Source organism: Blautia acetigignens (assembly GCF_025566865.1).
Classification (GTDB): Bacteria; Bacillota; Clostridia; order Lachnospirales; family Lachnospiraceae; genus Blautia_A; species Blautia_A acetigignens.
In genome coordinates, this window is the sequence record NZ_JAOQJM010000010.1 from 66413 (window position 1) to 79090 (window position 12678).

The 12678-nt window shown below is 47.7% G+C and carries 10 protein-coding genes and 2 pseudogenes; 2 read left to right on the forward strand and 10 right to left on the reverse strand.

Going from position 1 to position 12678, the window contains the following annotated elements; genetic code table 11:
* Positions 1-37: 37 nt before the first annotated feature.
* The 3 genes from pyk to OCV70_RS12560 all read right to left on the reverse strand — a co-directional run bounded on the left by pyk (position 38) and on the right by OCV70_RS12560 (position 3431).
* A complete protein-coding gene (gene pyk, locus OCV70_RS12550) occupies positions 38-1471 on the reverse strand; it encodes a pyruvate kinase (RefSeq protein WP_117853915.1) in 1434 nt (477 codons plus the stop codon).
* Between the two features lie 138 nt (positions 1472-1609).
* Positions 1610-2467: a hypothetical protein gene (locus OCV70_RS12555; protein WP_117853917.1), complete on the reverse strand. Its 858-nt coding sequence runs from the start codon at positions 2465-2467 to the stop codon at positions 1610-1612.
* Positions 2468-2489: 22 nt separating this feature from the next.
* Complete coding sequence (locus tag OCV70_RS12560) at positions 2490-3431, reverse strand: magnesium transporter CorA family protein (protein ID WP_117853992.1); 942 nt, start codon at positions 3429-3431, stop codon at positions 2490-2492.
* A 173-nt stretch (positions 3432-3604) separates the two neighbouring features.
* On the opposite strand from OCV70_RS12560, the gene aroC reads away from it, so the two are divergent.
* Both aroC and OCV70_RS19825 read left to right on the forward strand, forming a co-directional pair.
* A complete protein-coding gene (gene aroC / locus OCV70_RS12565; protein WP_117853919.1) occupies positions 3605-4696 on the forward strand; it encodes a chorismate synthase in 1092 nt (363 codons plus the stop codon).
* A gap of 45 nt (positions 4697-4741) precedes the next feature.
* Positions 4742-4999 (forward strand): annotated as a pseudogene (locus tag OCV70_RS19825) (DUF6783 domain-containing protein).
* 19 nt (positions 5000-5018) lie between these two features.
* On the opposite strand, the gene OCV70_RS12570 reads toward OCV70_RS19825, so the two are convergent.
* The 7 genes and pseudogenes from OCV70_RS12570 to hemA all read right to left on the reverse strand — a co-directional run bounded on the left by OCV70_RS12570 (position 5019) and on the right by hemA (position 12636).
* Positions 5019-6104: a lactonase family protein gene (locus OCV70_RS12570; protein WP_021926041.1), complete on the reverse strand. Its 1086-nt coding sequence runs from the start codon at positions 6102-6104 to the stop codon at positions 5019-5021.
* A 157-nt stretch (positions 6105-6261) separates the two neighbouring features.
* Positions 6262-7533 carry a glutamate-1-semialdehyde 2,1-aminomutase gene (gene hemL, locus OCV70_RS12575; protein WP_021926040.1) on the reverse strand — a complete coding sequence of 424 codons (1272 nt, stop codon included), beginning with the start codon at positions 7531-7533 and terminating at the stop codon, positions 6262-6264.
* A complete protein-coding gene (gene hemB, locus OCV70_RS12580; protein ID WP_021926039.1) occupies positions 7533-8516 on the reverse strand; it encodes a porphobilinogen synthase in 984 nt (327 codons plus the stop codon). The genes hemL and hemB overlap by 1 nt, the downstream gene beginning before the upstream one ends.
* Positions 8507-10018: a uroporphyrinogen-III C-methyltransferase gene (cobA, locus tag OCV70_RS19830; protein WP_243000295.1), complete on the reverse strand. Its 1512-nt coding sequence runs from the start codon at positions 10016-10018 to the stop codon at positions 8507-8509. The genes hemB and cobA overlap by 10 nt, the downstream gene beginning before the upstream one ends.
* A gap of 57 nt (positions 10019-10075) precedes the next feature.
* Positions 10076-10939: pseudogene (gene hemC / locus OCV70_RS19835) on the reverse strand (hydroxymethylbilane synthase); the annotation flags it as partial.
* A complete protein-coding gene (locus tag OCV70_RS12595) occupies positions 10932-11417 on the reverse strand; it encodes a precorrin-2 dehydrogenase/sirohydrochlorin ferrochelatase family protein (RefSeq protein WP_021926037.1) in 486 nt (161 codons plus the stop codon). The pseudogene hemC and the gene OCV70_RS12595, both read right to left, overlap by 8 nt.
* Positions 11407-12636, reverse strand: a complete 1230-nt coding sequence (hemA, locus tag OCV70_RS12600; RefSeq protein ID WP_021926036.1) for a glutamyl-tRNA reductase — start codon at positions 12634-12636, stop codon at positions 11407-11409. Before hemA ends, OCV70_RS12595 begins: the two co-directional genes overlap by 11 nt.
* Positions 12637-12678 lie beyond the last annotated feature (42 nt).

Here is a 12678-nt window from a genome sequence, read left to right on the forward strand (position 1 = left end):
ATAGTTTCTCCTCGTTTATAAAATGTACAGCTATTTGTTACTTAGCCTCAATCACATGAAGCATGTTTGTAACAGCACCCTCCCTGGTCATATTCGTAGCCGGATCTCCTACAGTAAACACGATCAGATCGCCCTTCTTTGCAAGACGCTTTCTGCGGACAACGCTCATGGCCTGGGAAATAATATGCTCTGTGGAATCCTTCTCATATCCCTTCAACGGAGTCACACCCCAAACCAGCTGCAGTCTGTGAAGAACCGTATCACTGGGCGTAACTGCATAGATGGGAACAGCCGGGCGGAAATTGGAGATCAGTCTGGCCGTTCTTCCGCTAAAGGTAGGCGTTACAATAGCTTTTACCTTCAAATCTCTTGCTGTTTGTACTGCTGCAAGCCCCACAGCACTGGAAACACGGCTCTCTCCGCACATATTACGGCCATGGGTGTAGGACTCGTAATTCAGATGAGGCTCTGTATTCTGTGCGATTTCTACCATCATTTTCAGTGCCTCCAGCGGGTATTTACCTGCCGCAGTCTCACCTGACAGCATAATTGCATCTGTACCGTCATAAATAGCATTTGCAACATCTGCAACCTCTGCTCTTGTTGGACGCGGATTGCGGATCATGGAATCCAGCATCTGTGTAGCTGTGATAACCGGAACGTAATTTTCGTTGCATTTGCGGATGATCATCTTCTGAATGTAGGGAACCTCACTCGGAGGAATCTCCACTCCAAGATCACCTCTGGCAACCATAATTCCATCTGCTGCCTTAATGATCTCGTCGATATTCTCAACGCCCTCTGCATTCTCAATCTTGGCAATGATACCAATATCCTGACCGCCGTTTTCATCCAGAAGCTGTCTGATTTCCCGGATTGCCTTTGCATCCCGGACAAAGGAAGCTGCAATATAGTCAAATTCCTGCTGAATTCCAAATAAAATATCAGCTTTATCCTGCTCTGTAATTCCCGGAAGTTTCACTTTCACATAAGGGACATTGATTCCTTTACGCTCGCCAAGCTCACCGCCATTTAAAACACGGCAGACAATGTCACAGTTCTTTATATTCTCGATTTCCAGCTCGATCAGACCATCATCGATCAGGATTTTGCCGCCTTTTTTAACATCCTTATGCAGATTCTCATACGTAATGGCAACACGGGTTTCATCTCCCTCTATGTCACCTGTGGTAAGTGTAAATTCACTTCCTGTTTCCAGCATAACCTTCTTATGATCCTTCAGAAGCTTGGTACGGATCTCAGGTCCCTTGGTATCAAGAAGCATAGCAACAGGAATATTCAGCTCTTCCCTCAGGTTCTTGATCATGTCCACGCGCCCTCTGTGTTCTTCATGAGAGCCATGGGAAAAATTAAAACGGGCAATATCCATTCCGGCACGCATCATAGCTTTCAATACAGTTTTCTTACTGGAGGCCGGTCCCAGAGTACAGATGATTTTTGTTCTTTTCATAGCAGTTTATCCCTCTGTTTGTAATAGTTTACAGAACCTCACATCTATAGTGAGTTCCCGGAATCCCAAGGAAGCAAAACCATCTGCTTCACCCCCGGATTCTGTTTAAAGTATGTGCCAAAGCATATTGAAAAGGCTCTACTTCACATGTGTATGAGTAAAAAGATGGTCCTGGCAGTACTCATAATTTCCGTTACATCTGGAGCAAAAGCGAAATTCCAGATTGGGATCATCAAGCTCGGTGCGCCCGCAAATTGCACATTTATGCTTGGTCAGTGCACCACCGCCTGACCCGGTACGTCCTCTTGGCTCCATCGCCCTGCGAAATTCATTCCTTCTGTGGACCTCCTTCGGATTATACCGACTGAAATCCTTACTTCCAAAGTAAAAAATAATGAAGTTCAACAGTGAAGCCACAATAGGGATCACCAGATACCATGCACCTGCCATAATGTACTGAATCATTTCATATGCAACAATCACTACATAGAAAACCGCCATCCACTTCATCTTCACCGGAATGATAAACATAAGAAGAACCGACATATCCGGATAGCACATTGCATATGCAAGGAATGTGGACAAGCTGATATAATAGGTGGAGAATACGCTTCCTACCAGAACATTCCCTCCAAGAAGGAAGTATAAAATAAAAGCGCCTATAATTGTAAACAGGATTCCCGAAAAAATATACAAAGTATATTTAAAGGTACCAATCGTACGCTCCAGTGACGTTCCGATCGGATAATAAAAGAATAAAACCGCAATTGCAAACCAGAGTACACCTGCAGTACTTGGCGGATACAAAACCCATGTCACCAGTCTCCATATCTGTCCACGCAAAATATACGCCGGTTCCAGACTCAGCCAGTTCAGAAGGCTTGGATTTATGATCGTAAGCGCATAGCCAATCACGTAACAAACAATAATGTAAACTGTCAGATTGGGAATTCCGAATCTTCCATATTTGCGTTCCCACTTGTCAATAAATTTCATGTAATCCTCCATTCTCTGATGATCAGAAAAATTTCTTCTTGGATAGAATCACTGCCGCCACAATACTTACCAGAACGGACAACACGATTACCACTAAAAATCCCCATTTATCTGCTGAAAAAGGCATTCCTGCAGGACTTAGGTTCATGCCGTAGGCACTGAACACAATGGTGGGAATACTCATAACAATGGTAATGACAGATAAAACCTTCATAACCACGTTCAAGTTATTGGAAATAACAGATGCAAAGGTTCCCATCATACTGCTCAGGATACCGCTGTAAATGTTCGCCATCTCAATTGCCTGCTTATTCTCTATGATAACATCCTCCAGAAGATCTGTGTCCTCCGGATACTGCTTGATACTCTCTACTTTCAGAAGCTTCTCCAGCACTACCTCATTGGAACGAAGAGAGGTTGTAAAATAGACCAGTGATTTCTCCAGTTCCAAAAGCTCTAATAATTCCTGATTCCTAGTAGACATATGAAGCTTCTCTTCTACCTGCTCGCTCTTCTTATCTATAATTCGCAGATAATGCAGGTACATGGTCGCATTGCGATACAGAATCTGCAGAATAAATCTGGTCTTCATATAGGTAAAAAAGTTCCGCACCCTTCCTTCCATAAAACGGGTAAGTACCTGCGTATCCTCCAGACATACGGTAATGATCATTTTCCTGGTAACTATAATGCCCAGAGGGATGGTGCCGTACCAATCCTTTTCATTACGTTCCTCAATGATCGGAACATCTACAAGTATCAGGGTATAATTGTCTTCCACTTCGATACGGGAACGCTCTTCTTCATCAAGAGGTGCCCGAAGATCATCCACTTCAATTCCAAATCGCTCGGATATCTCAAATATCTCAGTTGCAGTAGGATTGGTCATCGCAATCCAGCAATCCTCCTGTGGCTCCTGGATTTCATGAATTGCCCCTTCTATTGTCTTGAAAACCCTTACCACAATCTGCACTCCTTCCATCACAAAAATACAGTTTCCATTATAATTTGTACAAGAAATTTTGTCAATTCTAATAGATTCGGTTTACAAATTTTTAGCATTTCGCTATAATGTCTTTAACAACACATTCGTACTTTAATACGATATAGTCAAAAAACAGAAAGGATTTTACGCCTATGAGTCAGTCAACATTCGGAAAAAAATTCACAGTAACTACCTGGGGAGAATCTCACGGCAAGGCACTTGGGGCAGTTGTGGACGGAGTACCTGCAGGACTTTTCCTTACAGAGGCCGACATTCAGGTTTATCTGGATCGCAGAAAGCCTGGACAGAGCCGCTACACTACATCCCGCAGTGAGGGTGATCAGGTAGAAATTCTCTCCGGCGTATTCGAGGGCAGAACTACAGGAACTCCCATCTCCCTGATCGTGTATAATAAGGATCAGCGTTCCCAGGATTATGGAAATATTGCCCAGACTTACCGTCCCGGACATGCGGATTTTGGCTTTGACAGCAAATACGGTTTTCGGGATTACAGAGGCGGAGGACGTTCCTCCGGACGGGAGACCATCGGCCGGGTAGCAGCCGGTGCCATTGCAGCTAAGATTCTTAAAGAGCTTGGCATTACCCTGCAGACATATACAAGCTCTATCGGACCTGTCTCCTGCCAGGGCTTTCATCCTGAGGTGATTTCGGAGAATTCTTTTTATATGCCGGATATGGTTGCCGCAAAAAAAGCAGTCCAGTATCTGGAGCAGTGCATGAGAAAAAATGACAGTGCAGGCGGCGTGATCGAATGCCGTATTAATGGTGTTCCTGCAGGTATCGGAGACCCTGTTTTTGGCAAGCTTGATGCAGCATTTGCGCAGGCACTGATGTCTATTGGCGCAGTCAAGGCTGTAGAAGTCGGTGACGGTGTAAAGGTTTCTTCCATGAAAGGCTCCACGGATAATGACGGTTTCCACATGGAAGACGGCAAGATCACAAAAACCACCAATCACGCCGGAGGTATCCTTGGCGGCATCAGTGACGGCGGACAGATTCTTCTTCGCGCCCATGTAAAGCCTACTCCGTCCATCTCTCAGGCACAGCAGACTGTCACCAGGACCGGAGAAAATATTTCCATCGAAATCAAGGGGCGCCACGACCCGGTGATCGTGCCAAGAGCCGTTGTAGTTGTAGAATCTATGGCTGCCATCACCCTGGTAGATGCCATGTTCTCCAACATGAGCGCCCGCATGGATTATGTGAAGGATTTTTATCTGTAAGAAATGTCTTTTCCTAGAGCGTGTTTGAAAAAGGCTTTCTGCAAGATGTGCGTCACAATTTGTGGGAGATTTTGTCCGCATGAAGGCGCCGTAGCGGGCTACGGCAACTGAATTCGGGCAAAATCTCCCGCAAAGTGGGGCGTACAGATTGCGGGAATGATTTTTCAAACACGCTCTAAAGCTCCCTCCCGGATTCGGAGGGAGTTTTCTTTTACAAACTACTTAGTTCTAAATTTCTGCACTTGCAAAAACAAGGACAGCTATCTGCTTTTACTTTCAGATAACTGTCCTTGTTTTTTATAATCGCTTTTTCACGAAAACATCAGGCCTCCAAATCCTCAATGTCCTCTCCATCCGGAACCGGCCAGATGTTGATGCAGTTCGGAGTCTCGATCTTACGGGGCTTGCCTTTCATCATAATGATGTTCTTCTCGTAGTCTACCTTGAAGGTGGTTACGCTGTTGCTGGAATGGTTGGCAACGGCAATGTGCTGGTTATCCGGGAAGATTACCAGGTCCTTCGGGTAATCACCGCTAACCGGAAGCACAAATTTGCGCTCCAGAAGTCCGGTCTCCCCATCTACCTCAAACATGGCAACGGTATTCTCACCTGCTGTTGTGCAGAACAGGTGCTTGCCGTCCGGTGCAAGCGCAAGTCCGGAAGCTGCATTGTGGGAAACACCAGTCTCCTTCTTCGCCAGAGTGGATACGCTCTGAAGCAGTTCAAACTCCGGAGCATCTCCGCTTCCGTCATAGCTGTACACCTTGATCTCATTGCTCAGCTCAAAAAGAATGTATGCAAAACGTCCGTCTGCGCTGAAGCGGATAATACGCGGGCCGCTCTCTCTCGGGCAGCGGACAATATCTACAAGCTCAAGCTTGTCTGTGCGCTTATTGATGCGGTACACCTTTACCTGGTCGATTCCATTGTCTACTGCACAGAGATACTTATTGTCCGGTGTGGGACGCACGCAGTTTACATGAGGGCGGAAGTTGCGCTCTGCCACGCTTCCAAGTCCTGTATGGAACACGCCGTCCATAACGCTTCCAAGACGTCCATCCTTATGTGTATGCACAACTGTCACCTTGCCATCATGATAGCCTGCAACGTAAAGATATTTGCCGTCTACGTCTGTTGCCAGGAAGCATCCGCGCATGCCGTCGATATCAACGCTGTTGATACGGGACAGATCACCGTTGTGATCACGCTTGAAAACCGCAACTCCTTCGTCCTCGATGGAATACAGATACTTGCCATTCTTGGACACTGCGGTATAAGATGCATTGCTTACTTCCACTTCGCTTCTCTCTGTGAGAGTACCTTCTTCCAGGTTCACGTCATAAACCTGGATTCCTTTGCTGGTTCCGTGAGTATAGGTACCTACATAAGCCACATATTTCTTCCCCATTTGTCTAGCCTCCTACAGTCTCATTTCTGGAAACCATTTGCTTTCGCTGCTTTTCCGTTCTCAATCTGCAGCGGTCCTGGTTACTGTTCAGTACATTCCCAGTAACTGGTTTGGTTTCTTTTATGTAATTTGTAACTGAATTATACCACACCCGGTTTCAAAGAACAAGCTTTACTGCATCCAGAGTTTCCATAATAATTTCATCTGTGTGGGCAGCAGATAAGAACATTGCCTCAAACTGGGAAGGTGCCATGTGGATTCCCATTTTCAGCATTTTCTTAAAATACTCTGCAAAGGCCTTGGTATCAGAGGTTTTGGCGGAAACATAGTCCACTACAGGCTGCCCGGTAAAGAACAGACTTCCCAGGGAGCTGATGTGGTTCATCTGTACCTTCAGGCCCTTTTCCCGGGCAATTTTTTCCATGCCGCCGTAAAGCATCTGGCCCTTGGCTTCCAGTTCTTTATAAATTTCCTGATGATCGTATAAATATTTCAGCTGGATCAGACCTGCTGCCATGGCAACCGGGTTTCCGCTTAAGGTTCCTGCCTGGTAAACCTTTCCTGCCGGGGAAACCAGCTCCATCACGTCTCTTCTTCCGCCGTAAGCGCCCACAGGCATTCCTGCGCCGATGATCTTACCGTAGGTCACAAGGTCCGGAGTTACGCCAAAATACTGGGCTGCGCCCCCAAATGCCAGACGAAATCCTGTGATAACCTCATCGAAAATAAGAAGTGCATGATACTGATCACAAAGAGCCCGAAGCCCCTCAAGGAAGCCCTCGCATGGAGGAACCACACCCATGTTGGCTCCAACTGCCTCCACGATCACAGCTGCCACCTGGCCGTCTGCCTGTTCAAAAAGAGCCTTCACGCTGCCAATGTCATTGTAAACTGCCAGCATGGTATCCTCTGTGCATCCCTTTGGCACGCCTGCGCTGTCCGGCACGCCGCTTGTCATGACACCGGAGCCAGCACTTACCAGCATGGCATCGCTGTGTCCGTGATAGCAGCCTGCGAATTTGATGATCTTATTTTTCCCGGTAAAGCCTCTGGCAACACGGATAGCACTCATAACGGCCTCTGTTCCGGAATTGACCATACGGATCATGTCCACATGAGGGATCCTCTCGCAGATAAACTCTGCCATCTCCACCTCAATCTCAGTGGCACAGCCAAAGCTTAAGCCGTTCTCACATGCCTTTAACACACTTTCCCGGATGGCCGGGAAATTATGGCCAAGGATCATCGGTCCCCAGGAATCAATGTAGTCAATATAGCGGTTGCCGTCCACATCGTAAATGTAGCAGCCGTCTGCCCTGTCAATAAATCTTGGTGCCTCTCCGATGGATCCGTAGGCACGCACCGGGCTGTTTACGCCTCCTGGAATCCTTTTTACTGCTCTTTCAAAAAGCTTCTCAGACTTTGTCATCAGCCGATTCTCCCTTCGTCCATCATTTTTGCGATTTCCTCTGCAAAATAGGTGATATAGATCTGGGCACCGGCACGGTATGCGCCAACTGCCATTTCCCCGATAATGCGCTCTTCATCGATCCAGCCCATTTTGGCTGCTGCTTTTACCATGGCGTACTCGCCGCTTACGCTGTATGCAGCTACCGGAACATTCACAGCCTTGGAAATCTCAGATACCATATCCAGATAGGACATTGCCGGCTTCACCATAATAATGTCTGCGCCCTCCTCAATATCCATAAGAGCCTCTTTCATCCCCTCTCTTCTGTTGTGGAAATCCATCTGGTAGCTCTTGCGATCGCCAAAGGCCGGGGCACTTCCTGCCGCATCACGGAACGGGCCGTAGAAAGCAGAAGCATATTTCACCGCATAGGACATGATCGGGATATTGGAAAATCCGCCCTGATCCAGTTCCTTACGGATTGCTGCCACACGGCCGTCCATCATATCAGAAGGCGCGATCATATCGGATCCTGCCTGTGCGTGGGACAGGGCTGTTTTTGCAAGAAGCTCAAGGGTCTTGTCATTGTCCACATCATGACCGCAAAGCACGCCGCAGTGTCCGTGAGAAGTATACTCGCACATGCAGACATCTGTTACATAATACATTTCCGGAAATCTTTCCTTGGCAGAACGAAGGGCTTTCTGCACAATGCCGTCCTGGGCATAGGCACCGCTTCCGATCTCATCCTTATGATCCGGAATTCCAAAAAGCATGATGCTGCTTACTCCTGCTTTTTCCAGCTGCTCTAACTTATAAGGCAGACGGTCCAGGCTGTAGCGGTACTGGCCTTCCATGGACGGGATTTCTTCCTGGATCCCGGTTCCTTCCATAACAAATAAAGGATAGATCAGGGAGGATTTGTCCATTCTGGTTTCCCTTACCATTTTTCGCAGGGTCTCCCCGCCTCTTAATCTTCTTGGTCTTTTGATCAGTTCCATTTTTCTTCACTCCTCTTTAATGTTTCAACCAGCTCGATCAGGCTGTCGATGGTGGCTTTCTCTGACATATAGGTCTGCATTCCGTAAGCATCTGCTGCGGCTTTGGTCTGTTTGCCAATGCAGGCAGCACGCACCCTAGAATAGTCCAGTCCGTTTGTACTCTTCACAAAGCCTTTCACAGTGGAAGCGCTTGTGAATACGACCATATCAATGCTGCCCTCTTCGAATTCCTTTTTCTCGTCGATCAGCGGGCAGTTCTGGTAATCGGTTTCATAGGTAGGCACATCTTCAACTGAAGCGCCTGTTTTTTCCAGTTCTTCTACCAGAGTCTTGTTTCCAAGCATAGCTCTTGGAATCAGGATCTTTTCTTTTCCTGTCAAAAGGCTGGCAAGCTCTTTGCCCAGGGTGTCGCCGTCATAAACAGATGGCACGAAATCTGCGTAGATGCCTCTTTCCAGAAGCTTCTTTTTGGTGCCCTCGCCGATGGCTGCGATTTTGACGCTGCCAAGGCAGCGGATGTCCACTTTCTTTTTGCCCAGTTCCCGCCAGAATACTTCCACGCCTGCGGGACTTGTAAATACCAGCCAGTCATAGGTGTTAAGCTTTGCAAACGCTTCCTGAAGCCTGCTCTGATCCTCAAGGGGGCTGATGCTGATGGACGGAAGCTCCAGTACCTCAGCGCCTTTTTCCCGAAGCTTTGCCGCTGTTCTGGAAATATTTTCCCTCGGTCTTGTGACAAGAATCTTCCATCCCGCCAACGGCAGCTTCTCGTACCATGCAAAATCTTCAGAAAGGGTACAGACTTTGCCTACCACAATAATGGCCGGAGTCTTGATCTTCTGTCTGTCGGATTCTTTTTTCAAAGTGGAAATGGTGGCGATCACTCTTCTCTGTCCTGCTGTGGTTCCCTTGGATAATACAGCTGCCGGCATATCCGGATCCATTCCAGCCTCCATCAGGCCTTTGCAGATGTCTTCCATGGCCGTTAAGCCCATGAGGAAAACAAGGGTTCCTTTTGTGTGAACCAGCGCTTTGAAATCAATGTCATATTCCATTCCCTGGCGCTTGTGTCCGGTAATGATGTGCACAGAGGAACAAAAATCCCTGTGGGTTACCGGAATTCCGTTGTAGGCAGGCACGGAAATAGGGGAGGTCACTCCCGGTACCACTTCATAGGGAACCCCTTCTTTCGTAAGAAGCTCCAGTTCCTCGCCGCCTCTTCCAAATAAGAAAGGATCGCCGCCTTTGAGGCGCACTACCCGGTTTCCTTTTTTCGCCTCGTCTGCAAGCACCTGATTGATCATATTCTGGGGCATCATGTGATGTCCGGCACGTTTTCCAACGTTGATCAGTCTTGCATCCGGCGGGATCCTGGTGAGGATTCCCTGGCCTACAAGGCTGTCGTATACCACTACGTCTGCTTTTTCCAGCACGTCTGCGCCTTTTAAGGTGAAAAGACCTGCATCTCCAGGGCCTGCACCAACCAGCCAGACTTTTCCCATCTCTTTTCTTTCTTCCTGTTTTGCCACTTTATATTCCTTCCGGCAGCGCTCCTTCAGCTCCTTTGCAAGGGCGATTCCAAGCGCTTCGGCCTCTGATACGGCTCCTGTTTTGCTTCCTTTGAGATAATGTCCGGTCTCTTCTTCATAGTAAAGGCCGCACAGCTTTAACTGTCCCTCCTGAATCTGGCCGTAAGCTGCCACAGGGGAGGTACACCCGCCGTTTAAATATCTTACAAATGCACGTTCCGCAAGGGCAACACTATGTGCCTCCGGGTCATCGTAGCCCTTCAGATACTCATAGTCCAGTCCTTTTTTGCCCTGTACCGCAAGGATTCCCTGGCCTGCTGCCGGGAGGATCTCCTCTGTGTCAAAATAGCGGCTGATTCTTTTTTCCAGGCCAAGGCGCTTCAGTCCTGCTGCCGCAAGAACAAGGGCAGAATACTCTCCGGAGTCTAATTTCTCCAGTCTTGTCTGAAGGTTTCCGCGGATGCTTTTTACTTTTACATCTGGGAAAATTTCCTGCAGCTGCAGCTTTCTTCGCAGGCTGGAGCAGCCGATTGGTTTTGAGGCATCCAGTTCTTCACAGCCTTTTGGAAACACCAGCACGTCTCTTACATCCTCTCTCTTGGAAAATGCCAGGATGGGAAGCTCTTCGGATTCTTCCATGGGCATGTCCTTCAGGCTATGTACAGACAGCTGGCTTCTTCCCTCCAGAAGGGCCCGGTCCAGTTCTTTTACAAAAAGGCCTTTGCCTCCGATTTTGTCCAGGGTACGGTCCAGAATCTTGTCTCCGGTGGTTTTCATGGTAAGGATATCCACTTCCATGTCCGGATGATTCTGTACAATGAAGTCCTGTACCATCTGGCTTTGAAGTACGGCAAGCTTGCTTTCCCTGCTGCCGATCACAATTTTATTACTCATAACTCTCCTCGTCTTTTGCAATTTCTTCCAGAAGGGCCTGCACTTTTTCGCGCACGGCTCTGGCTTTTTTGTGGTTCATGCCGCTGGCGGTAATTCCCACCACCACATCATCCTTCAGGCAGATCCCGGGAAAATAAAAGTCGCACAGGTCTTTGTCGCTGGCTACATTTACGTAGATTCCCTCTTCTTTGCAGGCATGATAAATTTCTTCATTTAATTCCCTGTTGTTGGTTACAGCCAGCACCATATACGCCATGGAAAAATCGGATTTTTTCACAGGGCGGGGCTGGATCTGGATCTTGCCAAGCTTGCCAAGCTCCCACAGATCTGCCGTCATTTTCGGCGCGATCACAGTGATGTTCCTTGTAAAAAGCAGCAGTGCCTTTACTCTTCTGGTTGCAATGGTTCCCCCACCCACAACAACCACATTTTTATCTGACAGATCCACATACAGTGGAAAATAGCGCTTATTTTTCATATGTTTTCTCCAGTCCGGCTACACATTCCAGAAATGCCTTCTCATTCATGCTGTCTCTTAGGCCAAACAGCATTTTGTTTACTACCTTCTCCATTGCTTTGTCTACTGCGCTCATCAACTTCTCTTTGTCCTCTTCTTCCAGAGGGCTGTTTTTCAGAGGCTTCATAATGCGCAGGTTAAAATCGTTGACTGCATTTTCTTTGATTTCCTGGATTCTCGGGATCAGTTCCTTTCCATCCAGCCATTTGAAAAATTCGTCCATCTGCTCTCTGACGATCTTTCCTGCGGCTTCTAAGTTTTCCTGAAGCTCTGCGGGAGTTTCGTCCATGCGGAAGCTGTCCATGTCAAATAAAGTGACGCCCTCGAATCGGCCTACTTCCGGCTCAATGTCTCTTGGCACGGCAAGGTCAATGAGAATGATGTTTTTCTCAAGCTCCAGATCCTCAAACAGTTCTTCCCGGAGGGTGAAGTTGGGGCTTGCGGTTGCGCTTACCACCAGGTCGCACTTGGGAAGGTACTCCATTCTTTCCCCGTAGTTGATTCGCTTGCAGCCAAAGGGGATGTTTACCACGCCGCTTCGGTACTGTCTTACGGTGACGGTTACGTCTGCGCCAGCTTCCTCTAAAGCCTGAGCGGCTACTTTTCCCATTTCCCCGTTTCCGATTACCATACAGACTTTACCGGCAACAGAGTAGCCCTGTTTTTCCAGCATCTGGATGGCCTGGTGGATGACGGAAGGGTTGCCGTGGGAAAAAGGGACCTCTGTCTTGATCTTCTTGCCTGCGGTCACAGCCATGCGGAAAAGAACTTCCAGGGCACCGTCTGTGGTGAAGTGTTCTCTTGCGATTCCAAGGGCATCTTTTACCTGGGTGAGGATCTGGTCTTCTCCCAGAATCTGGGATTTCAGGCCGGATGAAAGGTAGAAAAGATGTTCTACGGCATCGTGGCCTTCCCGTTTGGTGAAATATTTCCGGTATTCGTCGTTGTGGACATTTTTCAGTCGGCACAATTCCTCATACAGGGAAATTTCCGCTTCCTCGTCTACGCTTGCCCATACTTCCAGGCGGTTGCAGGTGGACAATATGATACAGCCGTAGATTCCCGGCTGTTCCTTTATTTTTTCCATGGCCTCCCCTGCATTTTTCTTTGTAAATGCAAATAAGGCTCGTATATCTACGGGAGCCATACTATGGTCGATTCCAATCATGGAAATACTCATCTTATGTAATTTCTCCTTCTGAAAAACTTTCGATTGCTTCGT

Coding starts and splice junctions, on each gene's coding strand:
- pyk (WP_117853915.1), bottom strand. CDS start 1,471: ATGAAAAGAACAAAAATCATCTGTACTCTGGGACCGGCCTCCAGTAAG.
- OCV70_RS12555 (WP_117853917.1), bottom strand. CDS start 2,467: ATGAAATTTATTGACAAGTGGGAACGCAAATATGGAAGATTCGGAATT.
- aroC (WP_117853919.1), top strand. CDS start 3,605: ATGAGTCAGTCAACATTCGGAAAAAAATTCACAGTAACTACCTGGGGA.
- OCV70_RS12570 (WP_021926041.1), bottom strand. CDS start 6,104: ATGGGGAAGAAATATGTGGCTTATGTAGGTACCTATACTCACGGAACC.
- hemL (WP_021926040.1), bottom strand. CDS start 7,533: ATGACAAAGTCTGAGAAGCTTTTTGAAAGAGCAGTAAAAAGGATTCCA.
- hemB (WP_021926039.1), bottom strand. CDS start 8,516: ATGGAACTGATCAAAAGACCAAGAAGATTAAGAGGCGGGGAGACCCTG.
- cobA (WP_243000295.1), bottom strand. CDS start 10,018: ATGGGAAAAGTCTGGCTGGTTGGTGCAGGCCCTGGAGATGCAGGTCTT.
- OCV70_RS12595 (WP_021926037.1), bottom strand. CDS start 11,417: ATGAAAAATAAGCGCTATTTTCCACTGTATGTGGATCTGTCAGATAAA.
- hemA (WP_021926036.1), bottom strand. CDS start 12,636: ATGAGTATTTCCATGATTGGAATCGACCATAGTATGGCTCCCGTAGAT.